The sequence below is a fragment of the Rhodococcus sp. MH15 genome (assembly GCF_019266045.1).
Lineage (GTDB): Bacteria > Actinomycetota > Actinomycetes > Mycobacteriales > Mycobacteriaceae > Rhodococcus_F > Rhodococcus_F qingshengii.
Window position 1 is genome coordinate 190,664 of record NZ_LPNP01000081.1, and the last position, 20,630, is coordinate 211,293.

22 protein-coding genes and 1 pseudogene are annotated in these 20,630 nt (G+C 63.2%); 13 read left to right on the forward strand and 10 right to left on the reverse strand.

What is annotated here, in order from left to right; all coding sequences use genetic code 11:
• Nucleotides 1-44 precede the first annotated feature (44 nt).
• Both ATN37_RS30005 and ATN37_RS30010 read right to left on the reverse strand, forming a co-directional pair.
• Nucleotides 45-422, reverse strand: coding sequence for a hypothetical protein (locus ATN37_RS30005; RefSeq protein WP_218696035.1), 378 nt, complete (start codon nucleotides 420-422; stop codon nucleotides 45-47).
• A 25-nt stretch (nucleotides 423-447) separates the two neighbouring features.
• On the reverse strand, nucleotides 448-1,818 hold the full coding sequence (locus ATN37_RS30010) for an APC family permease (protein ID WP_235867766.1): 1,371 nt from the start codon (nucleotides 1,816-1,818) through the stop codon (nucleotides 448-450).
• Nucleotides 1,819-1,940: 122 nt separating this feature from the next.
• Here ATN37_RS30010 and ATN37_RS30015 point away from each other — a divergent pair, with 122 nt between their 5' ends.
• On the forward strand, nucleotides 1,941-2,612 hold the full coding sequence (locus ATN37_RS30015) for a DNA alkylation repair protein (RefSeq protein ID WP_257233550.1): 672 nt from the start codon (nucleotides 1,941-1,943) through the stop codon (nucleotides 2,610-2,612).
• A 162-nt stretch (nucleotides 2,613-2,774) separates the two neighbouring features.
• Nucleotides 2,775-3,827 (forward strand): ABC transporter substrate-binding protein, encoded by a 1,053-nt coding sequence (locus tag ATN37_RS30020; RefSeq protein WP_007735664.1) that lies wholly within the window; start codon nucleotides 2,775-2,777, stop codon nucleotides 3,825-3,827.
• A gap of 8 nt (nucleotides 3,828-3,835) precedes the next feature.
• On the opposite strand, the gene ATN37_RS30025 is transcribed toward ATN37_RS30020, so the two are convergent.
• On the reverse strand, nucleotides 3,836-4,780 hold the full coding sequence (locus ATN37_RS30025; protein WP_003942841.1) for a GlxA family transcriptional regulator: 945 nt from the start codon (nucleotides 4,778-4,780) through the stop codon (nucleotides 3,836-3,838).
• Between the two features lie 205 nt (nucleotides 4,781-4,985).
• Here ATN37_RS30025 and ATN37_RS30030 point away from each other — a divergent pair, with 205 nt between their 5' ends.
• From ATN37_RS30030 to ATN37_RS30045, 4 genes are all read left to right on the forward strand, one after another.
• Nucleotides 4,986-5,660 (forward strand): DJ-1/PfpI family protein, encoded by a 675-nt coding sequence (locus ATN37_RS30030; protein ID WP_081558639.1) that lies wholly within the window; start codon nucleotides 4,986-4,988, stop codon nucleotides 5,658-5,660.
• Between the two features lie 34 nt (nucleotides 5,661-5,694).
• Nucleotides 5,695-6,165, forward strand: a complete 471-nt coding sequence (locus ATN37_RS30035; protein ID WP_003943264.1) for a DUF2269 family protein — start codon at nucleotides 5,695-5,697, stop codon at nucleotides 6,163-6,165.
• An 82-nt stretch (nucleotides 6,166-6,247) separates the two neighbouring features.
• A complete protein-coding gene (locus tag ATN37_RS30040; protein WP_218696036.1) occupies nucleotides 6,248-6,913 on the forward strand; it encodes a HEAT repeat domain-containing protein in 666 nt (221 codons plus the stop codon).
• A gap of 13 nt (nucleotides 6,914-6,926) precedes the next feature.
• A complete protein-coding gene (locus ATN37_RS30045; protein ID WP_063315452.1) occupies nucleotides 6,927-7,961 on the forward strand; it encodes a HEAT repeat domain-containing protein in 1,035 nt (344 codons plus the stop codon).
• Between the two features lie 44 nt (nucleotides 7,962-8,005).
• Here ATN37_RS30045 and ATN37_RS30050 read toward each other — a convergent pair whose 3' ends face one another.
• Nucleotides 8,006-8,377, reverse strand: coding sequence for an SdpI family protein (locus tag ATN37_RS30050; RefSeq protein ID WP_158656626.1), 372 nt, complete (start codon nucleotides 8,375-8,377; stop codon nucleotides 8,006-8,008).
• A 375-nt stretch (nucleotides 8,378-8,752) separates the two neighbouring features.
• On the opposite strand from ATN37_RS30050, the gene ATN37_RS30055 reads away from it, so the two are divergent.
• The 3 genes and pseudogenes from ATN37_RS30055 (at nucleotide 8,753) to ATN37_RS33255 (ending at nucleotide 9,693) form a co-directional block, all read left to right on the forward strand.
• Entirely contained in the window at nucleotides 8,753-9,229 is a 477-nt protein-coding gene (locus ATN37_RS30055; protein ID WP_030537437.1) for a hypothetical protein, read from the forward strand.
• A 133-nt stretch (nucleotides 9,230-9,362) separates the two neighbouring features.
• Nucleotides 9,363-9,521 (forward strand): annotated as a pseudogene (locus tag ATN37_RS33250) (mini-circle protein); the annotation flags it as partial.
• 79 nt (nucleotides 9,522-9,600) lie between these two features.
• Nucleotides 9,601-9,693: a DUF664 domain-containing protein gene (locus ATN37_RS33255; protein ID WP_370852753.1), complete on the forward strand. Its 93-nt coding sequence runs from the start codon at nucleotides 9,601-9,603 to the stop codon at nucleotides 9,691-9,693.
• A gap of 62 nt (nucleotides 9,694-9,755) precedes the next feature.
• On the opposite strand, the gene ATN37_RS30065 is transcribed toward ATN37_RS33255, so the two are convergent.
• Nucleotides 9,756-10,217: a DUF6389 family protein gene (locus ATN37_RS30065; protein ID WP_054188324.1), complete on the reverse strand. Its 462-nt coding sequence runs from the start codon at nucleotides 10,215-10,217 to the stop codon at nucleotides 9,756-9,758.
• Nucleotides 10,218-10,573: 356 nt separating this feature from the next.
• Here ATN37_RS30065 and ATN37_RS30070 point away from each other — a divergent pair, with 356 nt between their 5' ends.
• Nucleotides 10,574-11,230, forward strand: coding sequence for a response regulator transcription factor (locus ATN37_RS30070; protein WP_030537435.1), 657 nt, complete (start codon nucleotides 10,574-10,576; stop codon nucleotides 11,228-11,230).
• 27 nt (nucleotides 11,231-11,257) lie between these two features.
• Here the strand turns inward: ATN37_RS30070 and ATN37_RS30075 are convergent, their stop codons facing one another.
• A complete protein-coding gene (locus tag ATN37_RS30075) occupies nucleotides 11,258-11,632 on the reverse strand; it encodes a response regulator transcription factor (protein ID WP_223304479.1) in 375 nt (124 codons plus the stop codon).
• Nucleotides 11,633-11,707: 75 nt separating this feature from the next.
• Between ATN37_RS30075 and ATN37_RS30080 the strand changes: the two genes are divergently transcribed.
• Complete coding sequence (locus ATN37_RS30080) at nucleotides 11,708-13,531, forward strand: ATP-binding protein (protein WP_058226789.1); 1,824 nt, start codon at nucleotides 11,708-11,710, stop codon at nucleotides 13,529-13,531.
• A gap of 120 nt (nucleotides 13,532-13,651) precedes the next feature.
• The gene (locus tag ATN37_RS30085; RefSeq protein WP_030537432.1) at nucleotides 13,652-14,473 is read left to right on the forward strand and encodes an alpha/beta fold hydrolase; all 822 of its coding nucleotides are present in this window, start codon (nucleotides 13,652-13,654) and stop codon (nucleotides 14,471-14,473) included.
• Nucleotides 14,474-14,584: 111 nt separating this feature from the next.
• Here the strand turns inward: ATN37_RS30085 and dmpG are convergent, their stop codons facing one another.
• The 3 genes from dmpG to ATN37_RS30100 are packed head-to-tail and all read right to left on the reverse strand — an operon-like array spanning nucleotide 14,585 to nucleotide 17,378.
• Nucleotides 14,585-15,613, reverse strand: a complete 1,029-nt coding sequence (dmpG, locus tag ATN37_RS30090; protein WP_030537431.1) for a 4-hydroxy-2-oxovalerate aldolase — start codon at nucleotides 15,611-15,613, stop codon at nucleotides 14,585-14,587.
• Entirely contained in the window at nucleotides 15,610-16,554 is a 945-nt protein-coding gene (locus ATN37_RS30095; RefSeq protein WP_003943168.1) for an acetaldehyde dehydrogenase (acetylating), read from the reverse strand. The genes dmpG and ATN37_RS30095 overlap by 4 nt, the downstream gene beginning before the upstream one ends.
• Nucleotides 16,551-17,378, reverse strand: a complete 828-nt coding sequence (locus ATN37_RS30100; protein ID WP_007735684.1) for a 2-keto-4-pentenoate hydratase — start codon at nucleotides 17,376-17,378, stop codon at nucleotides 16,551-16,553. Before ATN37_RS30100 ends, ATN37_RS30095 begins: the two co-directional genes overlap by 4 nt.
• Nucleotides 17,379-17,447: 69 nt before the next feature.
• Here ATN37_RS30100 and ATN37_RS30105 point away from each other — a divergent pair, with 69 nt between their 5' ends.
• On the forward strand, nucleotides 17,448-18,209 hold the full coding sequence (locus ATN37_RS30105) for an IclR family transcriptional regulator (protein WP_003942865.1): 762 nt from the start codon (nucleotides 17,448-17,450) through the stop codon (nucleotides 18,207-18,209).
• Here ATN37_RS30105 and helR read toward each other — a convergent pair.
• On the reverse strand, nucleotides 18,171-20,393 hold the full coding sequence (gene helR, locus ATN37_RS30110; RefSeq protein ID WP_217018061.1) for an RNA polymerase recycling motor ATPase HelR: 2,223 nt from the start codon (nucleotides 20,391-20,393) through the stop codon (nucleotides 18,171-18,173). The two genes, ATN37_RS30105 and helR, sit on opposite strands and share 39 nt — an antisense overlap.
• Nucleotides 20,394-20,630 lie beyond the last annotated feature (237 nt).

A 20,630-nucleotide genomic window follows, 5' to 3' on the forward strand; every position in this document is an offset into this window, starting at 1 on the left:
GGCTACCGCTTCGGTCAGTGAATCCGATTGCCGAACAGATGTATTCAGAGAATGTTGCCCTCGATAAAGATGAAGGCTCCCGCCAGGTAAACCAGGGTAAGCCCCGTCAGGAGCCACGCCATGTACGGCCGGATGTAGAGGCGCCGCAGACGGTGCAATCGCAGGGAGGCTCGCAAGAACGCGCCCACGGTCCCGAGCAGCAACATCAGGCTCGGGACGAAGACCGCCAGTCGGCGATCCTTCTGTGAGCACAGCAAGGTGTCGGTACCGAAGCATTCGCCCCGCCGGGAGCCCAACCACACGATCGCGATAACCAAAACCGCGGTAGCCAGAACGACTGACACGCCGTACGTCAGGGTTCGCCTGTTGATCTTTCGCTCTCGACGCTGAATTACATCTGACGCGTCAGAACTGTCGGTCATCACACCGGCTCCTGTACATCGCACCTCACTTCGTGGATCGGCGGTGGGAGAGGGCGTACAGCACTACTCCGACGGCCAAGAGTAATGATGCGCGTAACCACGTCGCAGCGCTCTGCTGGGTGAGCAACGCAACGCACGTACCGAGAGCGAGGATCGGGAAGATGATCGGCGTTCGGAAGTGTTTGTGTTGCACTGCGTCACGGCGCAGAACCAGGACGGCGATGTTGGTGCTGATGAATACGAAAAGCAGCAGGAGTACCACCGTCTCCGCCAGGGCTGACAGCGATCCGGTGACGCAGAGAGCCATGGCGACGGCGGTGGTCGCGATAATCGCCACCCAGGGGGTCCGTCGCTGCGGCAGTACCCGAGCGAAGACGCTCGGGAGCAAGCCTTCCGATGCCATCCCGTAGGTCAGCCTGCTCGCCATGATCATTGTCAGCAGTGCGCCGTTGGCGACGGCGACCAACGCGATCAGACTGAACAGGCGAGGCGGAACACCGACATCGGCAGCTGACACAACTTCCAGCAGTGGCCCGGAGGATGCAGCAAGTTCGTCGGCGGGCAGGACCACCGAGACAGCCAGGCCGACAAGGACATAGGCGGCGCCGGCTGTCAGCAATGCTCCGAACAGTGCGCGTGGGTAGACCTTGCTCACGTTCTTCACTTCTTCGGCGACGTTCGCGGACGTTTCGAAGCCGACAAAAGAGTAGTACGCGAGGAGTGCCGCAGCCAGCACCGCGAGTGCAGGCGATCGGCTGTCGTCGAACTCCACGACTCGGCTCAGGGTTCCGTCGCCGCGCCCGAGAACTATGCAAGCGAGGACGACAACGAGGACGAGCCCGGTGACCTCCACGACTGTCATGACGACGTTGGCGCGCATCGACTCCTTGATGCCTCTGGCATTGAGAAGTCCCACCAGGAGCAGGAAGACGAGCGCCGCTGGAACGGTTGGGACGTCGATGAAGGCTTTGAGATAGTCGCCCGAGAATGCGAGGGCGAGTCCCGCCGCACTGGTTACGCCGGCCGCCAGCATCGAGAAGCCGACAAGGAACGAGATCAGTGGTTTCCGATACGCCCGTTGGGCGAAGACGGCTGCGCCGCCCGCTCGCGGATATTTGGTGACCAGTTCGGCATACGACGTTGCTGTCAGCAATGCCATGACGAGCGCTACGAGCAGTGGTACCCAGACGGCTCCACCAACTTCACCGGCGATGACGCCCACCAATGCGTAGATACCGGCGCCCAGGACGTCTCCGAGGATGAACACGAAAAGGAGTGGGCCGGTTATGGCCCGAGTGAGAACGTTCTTACCGCCGCCTTCATCTCCGCGTGCGGTTTCGTCCACGTTCTCAGCACCCGCGGCGCGTCGCATATGCAAGGTTCGTCCTGTCTTCATGGTGGCGTGCCGCCACCTCAGGAGCAGACATGTACCCAGTGGTCGAAGTTTCAAACGTGGGTCGCTCGCTTTCTCGTGCTTTGCTTGTAGGTGAATCGCAGAAATAGTGACTGGAGGACGATGTGGCTGAAACGACGGTTGCGGCGGTGATGGACGAGCTGGCTGCGCTCGAGGATCCGAAGGCGCGCGCGGTGAACGAGAAACACGGTGACGATCACGGTGTGAACCTTTCAAAGCTGCGCGCTGTTGCGAAGCGATTGAAGACTCAGCAAGAACTCGCACAACAGCTTTGGGCAACGGGCGACACCGCAGCGAGACTGCTTGCCCTTCTGATCTGCCGCCCGAAGGTGTTCGAGCGTGACCAGTTGGACGTCATGTTGCGTGAGGCCCGTACTCCCAAGGTGCAGGACTGGCTCGTCAACTACGTGGTGAAGAAGAACCCGCATGCCGAGGAGTTGCGGGTGGCCTGGACCGCTGACCCTGATCCTGTGGTCGCTAGCGCCGGGTGGGCTCTGACCACCGAACGTGTCGCGAAGAAGCCCGAGGGACTTGACCTTTCAGGGCTACTCGACGTCATCGAGGCGGAGATGAAGGATGCTCCTGACCGCCTGCAATGGGCGATGAATCACTGCCTGGCTCAGATCGGGATCGAACATGCCGAGTACCGCGCCCGGGCAATCGAGATCGGTGAGCGACTGCGGGTGCTCGAGGATTACCCGACTCCACCGAACTGCACCTCGCCGTTTGCGCCCATCTGGATCGCGGAGATGGTGCGACGACAGAGGGCAAAGTAGAGCGCACGACAACTGAGGATAGGGTTACCTTCGTGCTACGTTAGGCGCCGTCACCCGCTCGGGGTGTCTGAGCAGGTCGATCGACCGGGAGGTCCTGGCGTGGCGAGAATTTTGGGACGAGGGCTGTCAGAGCGACGAAGTGGTGGCAGCCGTGTCCGCCGGATGGTAGCCGTCGTGGCGGCGTGCGGGCTGGCGGCCGGAATGGCGGCCTGCAGCAGCAACGGCGACAAAGACAGCACCGACGACAAAGACAGCACCCGGACTTCATCCGCAGTCGACGCCGCGTTCCCGGTGACGATCACGTCGGCCCTCGGCACGGCCGAGATCAAGGAGGAGCCCAGGCGGGTCGCAACCTGGGGATGGTCCAATCAGGACGCCCTCCTGGCGCTCGGTGTCGTCCCGGTCGCGATGCCCACTTTCTCCGGACCTCAGTACGGGGCCGACGCGCAGGGCATTCTGAAGTGGGACGCCGAGGCACTCGACAAGCTCGGTGGCGAGCAGCCGATCTTGTTGTCGGGTGACGGAACGGGCGAAGCACCTGTCGAGCAGTTCGCCAAGGCTGAACCAGATCTCATCTTCGCCCCGTACTCCGGGCTCACTCAGCAGGAATTCGACGCACTGTCGAAGATCGCGCCGGTGGTTTCCTTCCAGGACGAGCCGTGGACCGCGTCGTGGCAGGACCAGGTGACCATCGCTGGTCAGGCGCTGGGTAAACAGGCCGAGGCCGGCACGCTCATCGACAAGACCAACGCCGCGATCAGCGCGACGGCTGCGAAGAACCCTGCGTTGCAAGGTAAGACCGTCACCATCGGACTCCCGAACAGTCCGAGCACCTTCGCGGTGAGTAAGAACGCCGACGTGCGTGTCGAGTTCCTCGAGCAGCTGGGTCTGAAGAACGAGCCGACGATCCAGCAGGCCGATCCCGCCAAGGATCCCGAGGCCGTGTACTTCGAGCTGAGCACCGAGCAGGCGCCGCTGATTGCGTCTGACGTGCTGTTCGTGGTGGCCTACGACAAGGACTCTCTGAACGCGTTCCTCGCCGAGCCACTGGTGGCAGCTCAGCCGGTGATCGTCGATGGGCGTACGGCATCCACCAAGGACTTCAGCGTCGACAAGAACTTCGCGTTCGGCGGACTGACGGTCCTGACCATCCCGTACATCCTCGACGACGTCGCCACAGTTCTGAACACCGCTGCCGGCAACGTCAAGGGCTGACCGGCCCGCTAGCGGGAAGTTCGAAACTGTGTCCGGTACCGCTGTGGGCTGGTGCCGACCAAGTCTCGGAAACGTTCGCGGAACGTGGTGACGGCATTGAATCCGACTTGTCCCGCAACACGTTCGATCGAGTGGTCGGTAGTCTCGAGCAGAAATTGCGCTTGACGGAGCCGCGCGTGATGGAGCCACTGCAACGGCGTCGTACCGATTTGTTCCTGGAAGCGGCGGTTGAGCGTGCGAGTGCTCATCGTTGCCTTGGCCGCGATTGTCGTGATGTCGAGTTGCTCCCCGAGGTTCTCTTCCATCCAGTTCAGTAGCGGCCTGAGGGTTGTCCCGCTGGGTACGGGAGGCTCGTGAACGATGAATTGTGCTTGCCCTCCGGCACGTTCGAGCGGCATCACACTCAGCCGCGCCGTGTCGGCGGCGACCGCGGACCCGTAGTCCTGACGAACCATGTACAGACACAGGTCGAGTGCGGCCGCGGCGCCAGCGGAAGTCAGGACGTGCCCGTTGTCTACGTAGAGAACGGCAGCGTCGACGTCGATAGCCGGGTGCCGGCGGGCCAACTCCGACGCAGCCGCCCAGTGCGTCGTCGCGCGAAGTCCGTCGAGCAGGCCTGTGTCGGCGAGGGTGAATGCGCCGACACACAGTGAGGCGATGCGCGTGCCGCGATCCGCGGCAGTTCTGAGGGCTTCGATGATCTCGGGGTCGATCGGCACATCGAGATCGGCGGTGCCCGGGATGATGATCGTGCTGGCCTGGGCGAGGCGTGAGAGTCCGTGCGGTACGCGCATCGTGAACGTTCCGGTCTCCACCTCCTCGGTGAGCGCGCACACGGCGGTCCGGTAGGCCGGTGCGCCTGAGGGAAGCCTGCATCGTCCGAAGACTTCGAGGGGTGCTGCCAGGTCCATCGGCACCACTCCGGGCAACGCGAGAACTGCAACGTCATGCATGTCTGAAACGTAGCGTATGTGGCGCGAGATTCTGTGATCTCGTGTCGTGAAATATCCTCTCAACTGGTATTTCACAGAATATGTGAGGTTGGCTGAAAGCCGTCGAAGGTTGGCTTTCAGCCGTCGCCGCAGGGGTCAACTTCCTCCTACTGTCGTAGGAACAGCGACGCGCACAGGAGCGCGTCGCACAAAATCGGAGGTTGCAGTGCACGCGCAGATCGTGTTGTTCGACGGATTCGATCCCATGGATGTCGTGGGTCCGTACGAGGTGCTCTACGCCGGGGGTCTCGCCAGCGGTGGGGCGTTGAGTGTCGAACTCGTCAGTGCGGAGGGGCCTCGGACCGTCCTGAGTGGAAGTGGTGAACTCGCTATGACCGCCACTGCAACCCTCGATGTCGAACACGCGGATCTGATCATCGTTCCCGGAGCATCGGGTCTCTTCGAACCCGATGCGGACCAGCCGGGCACCAGTTTGCCGGAAAGGCTCGCGGCCACAACGGAAACCGAACTGCCTGTCATGATGCGGCGTGCACTCGACGATCCTGGTGTTCTTGTTGCGACCGTCTGTGGAGGATCTTTGGCGCTGGCGATGGCGGGGCTTCTCGAAGGGCGCCGCGCCGTGACACACCATCTTGCCGTGGACGCACTGGCGGCCGGCGGCGTTATTCCGATCCAGGCGCGAATCGTCGACGACGGTGACCTGATCACCGCCGGCGGTGTGACATCCGGTCTCGACCTTGGCCTGTACCTGTTGGAACGATGCCTCGGGCCCCGGATAAGTCTCGAGGTCGAAGCGCTCTTCGACTACGAGCGTCGTGGAACGGTGTGGTCGGCCAATGGCGCCGAGCCTGTAATCACCTTCGCCCCGGACGCTGCGTGAATACGCTTGTGCGTACCGAAACGCGAGAAATCCCATGACCGGAATCCTGCTGTCCCTCCACGTGATTGCGGCCATTCTTGCCATCGGCCCCGTCGCGGTGGCGGCGAGTATGTTCCCGGTGGCGAGCCGCGCCGCGCTCGCCGATCCGGACAGCGCCAGTGTTGCGACGACGGGCATGCTGCATCGCATCGTTCGGGTGTATGCCACGATCGGCGTTGTCGTTCCGATGCTCGGTGTCGCCACCGCCGTCAATCTCGGAGTGCTCGGTGACCTGTGGATCCTCACCTCGATCGCACTCACCGTCGTTGCCGCCGTGATACTCACCGCGGTCGTGCTTCCCGCCCAACGGCTGACAATGGCGGCGATCGAAGGAACCGGGTCCGTTGTGGATGTCGCAACGCGGCTCACCCGTCGACTGGGCACAGCGACGGGGATCTTCAATCTGCTCTGGGTCGTTGTCGTCGTGCTGATGATCTTTCGGCCAGGATCGACAACCGGCGTGTGATCCGAGGCGATATTTCACGTGTCGGTGACAGCGCTGCTTGACCTTGACACAGTGACAAGGACTCCAATGTTCGACGAAGGAGGTGGTTGTCGTGAACACAACCAACCACGATGGGCAGAATGCTCACCTCGTCGACGCATTGGCCGCAGCTGATCCCTCGGTTAGGCTGCGCGCCGCGCTAGCCGCCGGCACACGCCCGGACCCTGAGCTGACGGTTGCCCTGGTCGATCGGTGTGCCGTCGAGCCGGATTTCTTCGTCCGCGACATGCTGACCTGGGCGTTGTGCCGCCTGCCGGCCGAAATCACGGTACCGAAGCTGATCCGTGAGCTCGGGTCCGATGGTTCGCAAGCCCGCAGTCAGGCGCTCCACACCTTGTCCAAGATCGGCGATCCGACCGCTTGGCCCGCGGTCTCTGCGCTGGTTCACGACCAGGACGACGAGGTCGTGCGCAGTGCGTGGCGCGCCGCAGTGGCACTCGTGCCGGCAGGAGTCGAGGGTGCACTCGCAGCGGATCTGGCGACCGAACTCGGGCGGGGTGAACTGCAGATGCAGCTCAGTCTCAGTCGAGCTCTGACAGGACTCGGCGAGGCTGTACTCCCGGTGCTCGACGCGGCCGGTACGAGCCCGAATCCGCGTGTCCGGGCGCATGCTGATGCTACAAAGCAACTCTGGCACGACCCCGACGGTGGGTTCGCACTCTCTCACGAGTTGGCGAAGCGCGTCGCGGCAATCGGCCCGGACGCGTAGGAAGGGGAGACGGATGTTGATCGGCGAGGTCTCGCGGCGTTGTGGTGTCAGCACACGGATGCTGCGTCACTACGACACCTTGGGACTGGTGAAGCCGACGGGCCGCACGTCCGGCGGTTACCGGGAGTACTCCGCCGACGACATCCGTCGACTCTTCCACGTCGAGAGCTTGAGGACGTTGGGGCTCTCGTTGAACGAGGCCAAGCGTGCACTGGACGAACCCGACTTCGCGCCGGCCGATTTGGTGGGTGAACTCATGCAACACACTCGGCAACGGATCGCGGCGGAGGAGGAACTGCTGACCAAACTCGAAAGGGTCGATGCCAGCGCCCCTTCGGAGTGGGACGACGTCCTACGCATGGTCTCACTGTTGCGTGCACTCGAATCCGAGTTCGCTGCCCATCGTCAGCAAGCGATCCTGTCGCAGGAGCTGAATGCGGCGTTGCCCGTCGACGCACTCGTCGAGGCCATCCTGTCGGAGAAGGATGCCAACGTGGCCGGAGCGTTGCAGTGGGCGTTGGCGAGGACCGAAGGTGCGGGCCTTGCAGGTCTCACGAAGGGCCTCGAATCGGAGGACGTCGAGGTTCGACGCCGCGCGACGTCGGCCATCTCCGGGATCCACACCGAGGAAGCAACTCGGGCGCTGAAGCGAGCTCTCGATGATTCGGACGCGATAGTCCGCGCTGATGCCGCTCTCACCCTCGGATCTCGCGGAGAGGCCGTCTCGATGCCCGCTCTCCTCGAGATGGTCGCCGACGGGCGACGCGACGTCGAGGCCGGAGAGGTGCTCGGTCTTCTCGCGGAGCACTCACCGACAAGCGGTGAGGTCGTCGATGCCGTGCAGGCAAGACTCGACGGCACTGACGACGCCCCGACGAGGTTGCGAATCACGCAGGCACTCGCTGAGATTCCCGGCGCGGCGGCCCGGGAAGCGCTCGCCCGGCTGACACGCGACGACGACAAGACGGTCGCGTCCACGGCAGCGGCGATCCTCGCGATGCGGGACCGTGGACCACGCCGACGCGAACGACCGCGTATCGGGAACTGAAATCGGAGAACTAGGGCACCTCTGAAAAATGCGGGCCCGGGTGGTCAGCGCCGCAACGATTTTGCCGCGGCGTTGCCCTTCAACGCTGCGCAGAGCAGGACAAGGAGCACCGCTAGAAACACGACTGTTGAGGCGACAGCCGACACCACAGATCCGAAACCTGTCACGACACCGATGGTGACCTGCATGCACAGTCCCACTACGGCTGTCCACACCGTCCGGCGTAGAAGGGGCCACGCAATCCGATGGGCCAATTGCCACGCCTCGGGGCTCGAGATCGTCGCCTTCGTGCGTATGCCGACAACGGGATTCGGTTCATCACCGACCAGTCGCGGCATGAGCCCAGCAACGAAGGCGAGGATAAGCGTCGACGACGACAGCGAGGCCGTCAGACCCAGTAAGTCAGGCGATCCCACCCGTCCAGCCCCCCTGTCGGCAGATTTGACACAGCGGACATTCCAGTCTGGGGTGCCGCTGGGACACATCCGACTGTATGCGAACGAATGTATGTACTGCTGATCGGGTGACGCACTTTCAGGCTTTGTCGGATGAGCAGTGGACTCGATCTCGGACTAGTTTTCAGACAAGCCCTAGTGTGGATTGCCTAGGCAAAAAAGGTTTCCCGCCGGATCCGCCAACACGTGCCGGATGATCCGCCCGAATCAAGTCGAGGTGAACCGTATTCCTTTGGCTGTGAGCCTGATCCATCTCAGGCAAAGCCTCGAAGCTGCTGCGCACCCGCTGCGCGGTGATCAACGGATATGGTCTCTCACGTGGTGGATCAACGGCGAATGAGTTTGCGACGCAGGTACCTGAGCCTCGGTCTTGGCGAACTGGCCGCCGCGGGAGTGTTTGCCGCCGTGGCTGTCAGCGTCGTGATGCCTCGGCTCGAAGGTCCGAAAGACTCCGCGGCGCTGTGGTCGGCGCTGGCCCCAATGCTCGTGGTTCTCGTGCAAGCGGGTGTCTATTGGCTGCTTGCCCGAGGCTGGGTCGAGCAGGCGCCGATGCCTGCCCGCCTCGCGGCGCTCTACCGTGTGTTTCGGGTCCTCGACATTGTCGTCTTGGCGGTCGGTCTCCTCGGCGTGCTCATTTGGCTACCAGATCATTTCGTCACTGCGGCGGCCATCATGGTGGTGTGGGCTTTCGGCGTCGTCGAATACGTCAATTACTTCGTGGCCCGTCTCGCTTATCCGCTGCGGCGGTGGCCGTTCGAGGTCGGCAAGTGGCGGACGCCTCAACTTGTGCGCGACCTGCATTCGGCGCGGTGATACCGGCAATTAAGCCGGCCTTTGCCGCAACGGCAAAATTTGATGCGGGATCGGCGTGAGTTCGGAAGGATCGGTACTGCCTATCCAGGAATGAAGCCTCTTCGTCGTTCTTCACCGAGGAAGGAGATCCACCATGGCAACGTCGCGTCGGAGCCGCCGTGATGTCCCACCGCCCCGGACAGGGATTAGCGAGACCGATACGCTGCGCGCGTTTCTCGACTACCTGCGTGATTCGATCGCTGCCGAGGTTGAAGGTGCTCCGGAACCTCAGGTGCGCACCACAATTGTTCGGTCGGGAACAACCTTGCTCGGGCTGGTCAATCATTTGACCTTTGTCGAACGATCGATGTTTCTCGCCGAAAACGTGACGGATTGGAAAGCGACGTTTCAGCGAAGAGACCGGGCGCCATGCCGGGCACGCTGACATCCTCCGCGAACTTATCGACGGTTCGACCGGTCGGTGACATCGCAACATCGATCACAACAGTGGTTCGAAGTCGTCCGTCTCGCCGACAGCTTCCGCGCTTCATTGAGGCGAATGTCCGCTACCGAAATCGGGGCCCACAGGTATCGGGTCGGTCGCTCCGTCGGGAGTTGTTACTTCCCAGTGCAGTTCGGATGCAGTCGGGGGAACGAGCGCGCCGATCCACTCGGCAACGACACCGACGATAACTTTCTCGAGTTCCGTGCGTGACCACTCTCGCGGACGAGTGGGAACCGGTGGCTCCCAGCCTTCCTCACCCCAGATCACGCTGAAAAGCTCCCGCTCGTCGCCGATCTGCTGATTCAAACTGAACGCATCCGGATCGTCGAATCGCGCCCAGACGCCGAAAGTGCCCTCGCCGTCCTGGTCCACGGAGACGTCGATGACAATGCCTTCGGCATGTGCTGTCGCCGCGGCGCGCATCGCCGCCAGCCGGCTTTCGACTACCGACGATGTGGTGTCGAGGACGGACCTCAGCGAGTCACGGTATTCGGTAGCTTCCACGGACTCAGAATATAGAACTCGTGGCTTCGAGCACGGTGGTATCGGGTCTTGGCCGAAATGTGGAGCGATGACGAGACCTGGGGGACTCGCAGTGCATCTTCGTGTCAAAGGATAACCATTCGCCTGCAAGCATTTTCGGAAATCGATAGGGTTTGGCTTGTATTGATGTGGGGAGACTCGCAGCGTTGAGTGCGGAATCTGCGCACGACGGTTTCGCTCCTCGAGATCAGAGCGGTGAAGGTGGCATATGTCCGTTATCTTTTAAGCGGTGGTCCCATCTCCGGCCGCCACGCACTTGCGAGTGCGGACTGCAAGTGGAAGGCGGCCCTCGTGCAACAGGTATCGAGCCGAGTCTTGTGACGGCCCTGCGAGTGGTCATCGCCGACGACGACGTGCTCCTACGGGAGGGGGTGGCCAGCCTGCTCACTCGGGCAGGCCTGGAAATCGTCGGACAGGCAGGGGATGCGGACGAACTGCTGACACTGGTCGACGGGCAAAATCCGCAACTGGCCATCATCGACATCCGGATGCCACCGTCACACACTTCGGAAGGGCTCGACGCAGCGCTGCGTATAAGAAGAGAGTTCCCCTCCGTTGCAATGCTTTTACTGTCAGCACATGTCGAGGTCGATCATGCGTTGGAGCTTCTCGACGGAGGGAAGGGGATCGGGTACCTCCTCAAGAGTCGAGTGACCGACGTAGACGATTTCGTCGCGACGCTCGACAGGATCGCAGCCGGCGCCTCGGTCATCGATCCCGCTCTGGTCTACGAATTGGTGGCGGCCAGGCGACGTGACGACCCGTTGGCGGCACTTAGCGTCCGCGAGCGAGAAGTGCTGACGCTGATGGCAGAAGGCCTGTCGAACGTGGGGATAGGGCGTCGGCTGTGGATCACCGAGGGCACCGTCGAAAAGCACGTGCGGAGCATCCTCACCAAGCTCGATCTGGAGAGTACCGCCGACGACCATCGCCGCGTGCGCGCAGTCATCATGTATCTCGATGCCGTCAGCTGACGGGTGTCTGCGTTTGAATCGGCACACTCATCCTTGCGAAAGAATCCGCGCAATCGAGTCTGCGGACAGTTCGAACTTCGAGAGGAATCCGATGGCTGAACTCGATTCGACAAGATCGGCGAAGTCTTCTTCGTCGTGTGTCGACACAAGGATGATGGCCGGCGTCGGCGCCAAACCGGCGGCGTGGAGAACCTCCACCACGTCGAATCCGCTTTCGAAACCGAGGTCGATGTCCACCAGGACCAGGTCGGGGTGGGTAGCTTCGGCCACTGTGATGGCCGTGCCGAGGCTGGATGCGGTTCCGACAACCGTCATACCCGCGGCCTCGAGCACTCGTCGTGCAGCGGTGCAGAATGCATCGCTGTCGTCGACGATGAGGCAGCTCCGGTCGGAAGACTTCACCCTGTCAAGGCTGTCAGACGTCGGCGCACCCGGCATTACCGCTACCCGTAATTTCTCGGGGAACCCGGGCGTCCGATGACTTCGTCAGTTCCGTTGCGCGGCCGTCTCGTCACGTCCGTGCTGCGTCCGAGCGCTCCTCCCCTCGGTTGGGGCATCGCCCTGGCTACGGGATTGATTGTCGTGGAGATTCTTCTCGTTCTGATGTTGAAGCGGATTGCACCCGAGAATGCGTTCGGCGCGGTTTTTCTTTTCGGTGTCCTCGTCGTTTCGGCAGGCTGGGGATTTCGGCTGTCAATTGCGACGGCGGTTGCCAGCACTGCCGCGTACGCCTACATCCACGTCGTCGAAAGCCGTGAAAGCCTTGTACCGGCAGTGGTGGTTTTTCTCGTCCTGGCCTTGCTGACCAACGTTCTCGTCGGTCAGTCACGTCTTCGCGCCATGGAATCGGATCAGCGTCGTCGTGAGGCGGATCTGTTGGCTGCGCTGGCTCGGACGATGCTTCGGACGTCGAATGTAGTGGAGATGCTTGACGACGCGAGCGTGCGATTGTCCGCCGTGCTCGACCTGCCCGCGCCGTATGCGAAGTTAGGGCCCGCGGATGCCCCGGTGGGGCGCGGGCAGAGGCGGATCGTTCTACGGGATGGAGCCTGTGTCGCGGGTTCGCTACTTGTACCGGCAGAGTTGACCCAGGCCGATGCTCGCCGCGTTCAACGAATCGTACCGTCGCTCGAGGCCCTGCTTGCCGCTGTGCGAGATCGCGGGGTACTTCTCGAACAGACTCTCGCGTTGGCGCGTCAGCAGGCTTCACTGCGACGCGTAGCGACACTTGTTGCCTCGAGAGCCGAACCCGACGATGTCCATCATGCTGTCGCCGCGGAGTTGGCCGACGGACTGGACATCGAACACGTGTCGGTCGTGCGTTACGACGACGACTACTTCACAATTCTCGCTGCGCGGGACGATACTACAACCGGAGAACGATTGATCCCGGGTGAACGCTTCCCTGTCGGTGGATACAACGTCTGCACGATCGTCGAGACTTCGGGTGCGCCGATTGCCATCGACTTCACCACTGCGACAGGGGCGATCGCGGGGAGGCTGCGCGGACGCGGGTTGCGTACGGGAATCGGGGTACCGATCAACGTCGACGGTCGGACGTGGGGAGCTGTAATCATCGGCGGTACGGGACGTGTTCTCGCGAGTGACGTCGAGGACCGGTTGACCGACTTCGCAGACCTGCTCGCAACCGCGGTCTACAACGGTGAAACCAGGCGCGAGCTCACACGGTCCAGGGCGCGCGTCGTGGCTGCAGCCGACAAAGCCCGCCGAACCATCGAACGTGACCTGCACGACGGGGCGCAACAGCGGATCGTCACTCTCGGGATGGAGTTACGCGGCGCTCAGGCCGCAGTTCCCGACGGATTCGATGAGCTGCGAATCAGCTTGGCCCGCACCGTTGAGACACTGGCTCAAGTCAATACCGATCTTCGTGAACTCTCGCGAGGGATTCACCCGGCGATCCTGTCCCGCGGGGGTCTCGCGCCGGCGCTGAAGACTTTGGCTCGCCGCAGTCCGATCCCGGTCGCGCTCACAGCCGAGATCGTCACTCGACTAACCGATTCTGTGGAAGTCGCGGCGTACTACGTTGTCGCTGAAGCGCTCACCAACACCGCGAAATATGCCGACGCGTCCGTGGTTACGATCGCGGCCGTCTCGCAAGAGGGTCGTCTGGACCTCACCATCAGTGACGATGGCAAGGGGGGAGCAGACGCCGAAAGCGGTTCGGGTCTGATCGGGCTGCAGGACCGCGTTGCCGCGGTTGGAGGAACTCTGACGATCTCGAGCCCGGTCGGTGGTGGCACCACCATCACCGTTCGCATCGATCCCTCTACCAGTTAGCCGGTAGTGGGTTCCCCGGGTAGCGCTCCCCCACAATGGAAGCCAGCAGCGACGACATCGCTCCTGAAGTGGACGAATGTTCTTGTTACCCAACGAGAACCTTTCGCCCAGGAGGACATCATGCCGTACATCACCACTTCCGACGGAACCGAGATCTACTACACCGAACAGGGCGCCGGGAGGCCTGTGCTGCTCAGCCACGGTTGGCCCCTCTCCTCGGACGCCTGGCAGTTGGAACTCAAGGTGCTCGCCGACGCCGGTTACCGTGCCATCGCACACGACCGTCGCGGCCACGGCCGGTCCTCGAAGACCTATCAGGGCAACGACATGGATACCTATGCCCGTGATCTGGCTGAACTCGTCGAAGCGCTCGACCTCCACGATCTGACGCTCGTCGGTCACTCGACCGGAGGCGGCGAGGTCGTTCGGTACGCAGCGCAACACGGCGCAGGGCGTGTTGCCAAGGTGATCACCGCCGGCGCCGTTCCGCCGATCATGGTGAAGTCGGAGAACAACCCGGAGGGCACACCGATCGAAGCGTTCGACGACATCCGGTCCGGAGTTCTCACCGACCGTTCGCAGTTCTATCGCGACATCGCCGAGCCGTTCTTCGGCGCAAATCGCGAGGGGTCGAACGTGTCCCAGGGGGCGAAGGACGATTTCTGGCGCCAGGGAATGCTGGTCAATCTGGCAGCTGCCTACGACTGTGTCAAGGCGTTCTCGGAGACGGACTTCAGCGAGGACTTGAAGGCGTTGACCGTTCCCGTCTTCATTGCGCAGGGTGACGACGACCAGATCGTTCCCATTGGCGCAGCCGCCCTCAAGGCAATCGAATTGGTCAATGACGGCACATTGAAGATCTACAAGGGTGCGCCGCACGGAATCTACGGCGACTACCAGAAGGCTTTGGACGCAGACATTCTCGACTTCATCGCCAAGTAAGCCATTCAGCCCAGGCCGGTGGTGACCGTATGGTCACCACCGGCCTTTACGTGACAGAGTCCCGCCCTCGTCCGGAGACGGGACTCGGGTATCAGAGAACTCGGCAGCGCGTCAGACGGCTTCCTTGCTCGCCTGCGCCGCAAGGGTGAGCGCGATGTCGACGATCATGTCCTCCTGGCCACCCACCAGACGGCGGCGTCCGGCTTCGAGCAGCAGTGTGCGAACGTCGATTCCGTAGCGCTCCGACGCAGCCTCCGCGTGGCGCAGGAAGCTCGAGTACACGCCTGCGTAGCCAAGTGTGAGGGTCTCTCGATCGACGCGGACCGGCCGGTCCTGCAGCGGACGGACGATGTCGTCGGCAGCATCCTGCAGTGCGAACAGGTCGCAGCCGTGCTCCCACTCCTCGATGTTCGCAACGGCGATAAACGCTTCGAGGGGGCAGTTGCCGGCACCGGCGCCGTGACCGGCAAGCGAAGCATCGACGCGGGTGACGCCGTTCTGCACTGCAACAACGGAATTGGCAACCGAGAGCGAGAGATTCTCATGGGCGTGGATACCGATTTCGGTGCCCTCGTCGAGGATGTCGCGGTATGCACGAACACGATCCGCGACGTCGTTCATCACCAGACGTCCACCCGAGTCGGTGACGTAGACGCAGTGCGCGCCATACGATTCCATCAACTTGGCCTGCTTGGCCAGTTCCTCGGCAGGCGCCATGTGGCTCATCATCAGGAAGCCCGAGACGTCCATGCCGATCTCGCGGGCGGTTTCGATGTGCTGCGCGGAGACGTCGGCCTCGGTGCAGTGCGTGGCAACGCGAACCGAGCGCACACCGAGGTCGTAAGCATGCTTGAGTTCACTGATCGTGCCGACACCCGGAAGTAGCAGCGTGGTGAGACGAGCGTGCTCGAGTACCTCGGCCGCTGCTTCGATCCATTCCCAGTCGGTGTTCGAGCCGGGGCCGTAGTTGAGCGAGCCGCCGGCGAGGCCGTCACCGTGCGCTACTTCGATCGCGTCGACGCCGGCAGCGTCGAGAGCTGTGACGATCCGCTTGACGTCGGTGGGCGAAATGCGGTGGCGGACAGCGTGCATGCCGTCGCGAAGGGTGACGTCCTGGACGAAGATCTTGCGGTTGCTCACTTGGTTGCTTCCTTCTGCTGGGCGATGCGCTCCGCGATCTGCATTCCGGCGGACGTCATAATGTCGAGATTGCCGGCGTACGCAGGCAGGTAGTGTGCCGCGCCCTCGACCTCGAGGAACACCGACACCTGGTGGGTGGGGCGATTGCCGTCGACGAGCAACGTCTCGACGGGCTGGTCGGCCGGGATCTCGGTGATCTGGACTTCCTGCTTGAGTCGGTAGCCGGGGACATACGCGGAGACGTCGCCGACCATCTTCTCGATCGACTGACGGATCTCGTCGTGAACAGCCGGGTCCGGTGCGTCGACGAGGCAGAAGACCGTGTCGCGCATGATGAGCGGCGGCTCAGCGGGGTTGAGGATGATGATGGCCTTGCCGCGACGAGCGCCGCCGACTGCCACGATCGCCTCGGACGTGGTCTCGGTGAACTCGTCGATGTTGGCGCGCGTTCCGGGACCGGCCGACTTGGAGGCGATGGACGCGACGATCTCCGCATACGCCACCGGGACGACCCGAGAAACAGCGGCAACCATCGGGATGGTGGCCTGGCCGCCACACGTCACCATGTTGACGTTGGGTGCGTCCAAGTGCTCGTCCGCGTTGACGGCCGGTACGACGTACGGTCCGATCGCGGCAGGCGTCAGGTCGATCATGCGCTTGCCGAGGGGAGCCAGCCGCGCGTTGTTGGCCACGTGAGCCTTTGCCGAGGTGGCGTCGAAGACGATCTCGATCTCGTCAAAGTTCGGCAGACCGACAAGGCCTTCGACGCCTTCTGCCGTGATCGGCACGTTCAGACGCGCGGCGCGAGCGAGGCCGTCGGACGCGGGGTCGATACCGACCATCGCGCCCATCTCCAGGTAGTCGGAGTTGCGCAGCACCTTGATCATCAGATCCGTGCCGATGTTGCCCGATCCGATGATCGCGACCTTGACCTTGCTCATGCGTTGTCCTCTTCGCTGGAGAAACTGGTGGTGACGGAACCGAGCCCGGAGACGGTCACGGTGACTACGTTGCCTGCGGTGACCGGTGCCATGGGGCCGAGAGCGCCGGACAGGATCACCTGCCCTGCGGTCAGCGGCTGCCCCAACTCACGTGCAGTGCGGGCGAGCCAGACGACGGCTTCGATCGGATCGCCCAGGCAGGCGGTTCCGACGCCGGTGGACACCTCGGTGCCGTCGACGGACATCGACATGACGACGCCGGCGGGTTCCACCTCGTCGAGGGTGCGTCGTTCGGTTCCCAGGACGTACACGCCCGAGGACGCATTGTCGGCGACGGTGTCACCGAACTTGATGTCCCACGACTCGATGCGGCTGTCGCAGATCTCGATCGCGGCGACGGCGTAGTCGATCGCACCGCGCACCTGCGCACTGTCCAGCGGTCCGTCCACGAGGTCGGCACCGAGCACGAAGGCAACTTCCGCTTCGACCTTGGGCTGGATCAAACGGCTCATGGGGATGGCGCCGCCGGCGGGGAACTCCATGTCGGCGTACAGCACGCCGAGGTCGGGCTGGTCGACACCGAGCTGCTGCTGGACTGCCACCGAGGTCAGGCCGATCTTGCGGCCTACGACCACGGCCCCCGCCTGCCGACGGATTTCGTCGACGCGGCGCTGGACGGCATAGGCGGCGACGAGGTCGTCGGCGCCGATCAGATCGCGCACGGGCGCGCAGGGAGTGCCGCTCGCGATGGCGGCTGCGAGGCGGTCCGCAGCAGCTGCGATGTCGGTCTCGCTAGCTGTACTGGTATTCGTGGGCTGGCTCATGGCCACTACTTTCGCCGCGGCACCGAGATTGCGCCAGGGAACTGTCTCACTCAGCGATACGCTGGGGAGGTGACTGGCAGCGCAAACCTCGACACCGTGCTCGGCAAGGCGGTGACGATCCTGCGCGCCTTCCGGGCCGACGACCACGTGTTGCCTCTGGCCACCCTGGTCCAGCGGACGGGCCTGCACAAGGCGACGGTGCACCGCCTGGCCAACGAACTGGTCGCGAACCGGCTACTCGACCGTATCGACGGTGGCTACCGGCTCAGCGGCGGCCTCTTCGAACTCGGCATGCTCGCCTCTCTCGAACGTAGCCTCCTGGAGATGGCGATGCCGTTCCTCCAGGACCTGTACGAGCGGACCCACGAGACAGTCCACCTGGGGGTCCGTGACGGCCACGACGTCGTATACGTCGCGAAGATCGGCGGACACCGGCAAGCCAACTCGCCGTCCCGGACCGGTGGCCGGATACCGCTGTATTGCACCGCAATCGGCAAGGCGCTCCTGGCATTCTCCGACAACGAGTTTCGCCGCGAGGTGCTGTCGGAGCCGATGACGCGCCGGACCCCGCACACAATTGTTGCGCCCGGCATTCTCAACACCCAACTGAACCGAGTGGTCGAGACCGGTATTGCGTTCGAGCGCGAGGAATCAGCGCCGGGTCTCGCATGCGTTGCGGCGCCGGTATTCGGAACCAATGACAAACCCGTCGCGGCCATCAGTGTCACCGGTCCCACCAGTCGCTTCGTCCCCGAGAGCCAGGTGTCCTACGTGCGCGCTGCTGCCGAAGGCCTACACAGCACGATCGCTCGCCGCGAACGATTGCGGTGATCTGGCCGTCCCGACCCGGACGAGCCCGGTCAATGCGTGCGGCAATGGCCCCTCGTGTAGGACGCCGAGACGTTGGGTCGCGCGGGTGAGGGCGACATAGAGTTCAGACGCACCGCGTGGGCCGTCGGCGATGATTCGCTCCGGTTCCACGACGAGCACGGCATCGAACTCGAGGCCCTTCGTTTCCGAAACCGGCACAGCGCCGGGCACACTCGCAGGTCCGATGACGACGCTCGTACCCTCGCGTCCGGCCTCGTCCTGATTGAATTCGTCGATGGCGGAGGCTAGTTCGTCGGCGGAGATTCGCTTGGACCACGGTTGGACCCCGCAGGCGCGGACGGACTCGGGTGGCTGGATGTCTGGCGCGAACTCGGCGAGCAAGGCGGCGGCGACGCTCATGATCTCGGCGGGGGTGCGATAGTTCACCGACAGGGATCGGTAGATCCAGCGGCCGGGGACGTACGGCTCCATCATCGTCGCCCACGAGCGAGCACCTGCGGGTGAACGTCGTTGCGCGAGATCACCTACTACCGTGAAAGACCGGTCCGGGCAGCGGCGCATCAGGACTCGCCAGTCCATCTCGGACAGCTCTTGTGCCTCGTCGACCACGATATGCCTGTACGTCCAGTCTCGGTCAGCAGCAGCGCGTTCGGCGAGCTCCCGGGTATCGCGTTCGACGAAACGATCCGCCAGGTCCTCGGCGTACAGCATGTCCTGGGCGAGGAGATGATCCTCGTCGTCCATCAAGTCTTCACGACTGATCATCATGTCCAGCACGCCCGCTGCATACGCAGCCTCGTCGCGGCGTTCACGTTCGGCACTCTGGTCGACGGGCTTGTCCCGGCCGAGCATGTCCACCAATTCGTCGAGAAGCGGAACGTCGGACACCGTCCAGGCATCGCCCTCTCGGCGCAACAGTGTCTCGTCTGCGCCTGCCTTGCGTAGGCGTTCTGGCGAAGTAAACAGTTGTGTCAGTAGCTCTTTCGGTGTCAAGATCGGCCAGAGTGCGTCGAGTGCGGCGGCAAACGCGTCATTCTCCGCCAACTCTGCGGTCAGATCTGCGCGCACTTGTTCCCAGGCTTCACGGTCACTGCGTGTCAACCATCCCTTGCCGATCCGCGCTATCGCCCGCTCGGTCAGTGCCCAGGTGACGATTTCGGTGAACACAGTGCGAGCGTCGTTGTGGGGGAGTCCGCTCGAACGAGCTTCTTCTCGGGCCCACTCCGCAGTTTCGGCGTCGATTCGCACTGTGACGTCCGCCAATTCGATCAACAACGGGTTCTCGGGCAATCGCTGATGATCGGCAATCGCTGCGCCGAGAACGTCCAGGATCTTCCGCGAGCCTTTGAGCCCAGCGGCCTCAGGAGCGTCCTCGGCGGTGACGCGTAAACCCGGAACGAGATCACCGGTGGTCATGAACACCACGTCGGACTCGCCCAGCGAGGGCAGCACGCGGCCGATGTGGTTCAGGAACGCCGGGTTCGGCCCGACCACGAGAACGCCGTGACGTTCCATTCGCTCTCGCTGCGTGTAGAGCAGGTAGGCGACGCGGTGCAAGGCGACGACGGTTTTCCCGGTACCGGGGCCACCTTCGATCACCAGCACCCCGGGGTGTTCGAGTCGGACGATGTCGTCCTGCTCGGCCTGGATCGTGGCCACGATGTCCCGCATTCCCTCACCGCGGGGTGCATTGACTGCTGCGAGCAAGGCGGAATCGCTGTGGGTGTCGTGTTCTGCGCAGTCAGGGCGCCCGAGTACCTCGTCGGTGAAATCGACCACGTGTCGACTGCGTGTGTGGAACTGACGGCGTCGACGCATGTTCTCCGGGTTTGCAGCGGTGGCAACGTAGAACGGGCGAGATGCCGGCGCCCGCCAATCGAGCAGCACCGGTTCGTAGTCGTTGTCCGCATCGAGAAGGCCGATTCGGCCGATGTACGAAGTCTCACCCGACAGCGAGTCCAACCGGCCGAAGCACAGGCCGTTGTCGGCTACGTCCAGCCTCTTCACCTCTTTGGCGAGCGCGCGCACCTCGGCGTCGCGTTCCATGAGTGCTTCGCCGTTTCCGCGCAGAGCGGTGTTGTACCTGCCCTTGACTCGGGCGCGCTGCGCATCGAGGCGTGCGTAGAGCGCCTCCACATAGTTCCGCTCGGATCGCAGTTCTTCTTCGTATCCCTGGGTTGGCACGTGCCCTCACTTCCGCTGGCTGTTCCGATCCCGTAGTGGGTCGTGCGGGATCGGAAGAGCCATTTTGCGGCACTACCCGGGCCTTGCCGCAAGGCCCCCGGTGCGATATACATTGAATCGCCCTGGGTCTGATGGAGGCTCTGGCTATTTGATTTCAACCAAGGCCTGCTCACCCTGCTCAGTAGCGTAGAACGTCTTCTCGTACTCTGCTGGCGGGATGTCGCCGCAGTGACCATG

Excerpts from the sequence above, each read along its gene's own strand:
- ATN37_RS30005 (WP_218696035.1), bottom strand. The coding sequence starts at position 422 with ATGACCGACAGTTCTGACGCGTCAGATGTAATTCAGCGTCGAGAGCGA.
- ATN37_RS30080 (WP_058226789.1), top strand. The coding sequence starts at position 11,708 with ATGACTTCGTCAGTTCCGTTGCGCGGCCGTCTCGTCACGTCCGTGCTG.
- ATN37_RS30010 (WP_235867766.1), bottom strand. The coding sequence starts at position 1,818 with ATGAAGACAGGACGAACCTTGCATATGCGACGCGCCGCGGGTGCTGAG.
- ATN37_RS30045 (WP_063315452.1), top strand. The coding sequence starts at position 6,927 with ATGTTGATCGGCGAGGTCTCGCGGCGTTGTGGTGTCAGCACACGGATG.
- ATN37_RS30055 (WP_030537437.1), top strand. The coding sequence starts at position 8,753 with ATGAGTTTGCGACGCAGGTACCTGAGCCTCGGTCTTGGCGAACTGGCC.
- ATN37_RS30095 (WP_003943168.1), bottom strand. The coding sequence starts at position 16,554 with ATGAGCAAGGTCAAGGTCGCGATCATCGGATCGGGCAACATCGGCACG.
- ATN37_RS30035 (WP_003943264.1), top strand. The coding sequence starts at position 5,695 with ATGACCGGAATCCTGCTGTCCCTCCACGTGATTGCGGCCATTCTTGCC.
- ATN37_RS30020 (WP_007735664.1), top strand. The coding sequence starts at position 2,775 with ATGGTAGCCGTCGTGGCGGCGTGCGGGCTGGCGGCCGGAATGGCGGCC.
- ATN37_RS30100 (WP_007735684.1), bottom strand. The coding sequence starts at position 17,378 with ATGAGCCAGCCCACGAATACCAGTACAGCTAGCGAGACCGACATCGCA.
- ATN37_RS30025 (WP_003942841.1), bottom strand. The coding sequence starts at position 4,780 with ATGCATGACGTTGCAGTTCTCGCGTTGCCCGGAGTGGTGCCGATGGAC.
- ATN37_RS30085 (WP_030537432.1), top strand. The coding sequence starts at position 13,652 with ATGCCGTACATCACCACTTCCGACGGAACCGAGATCTACTACACCGAA.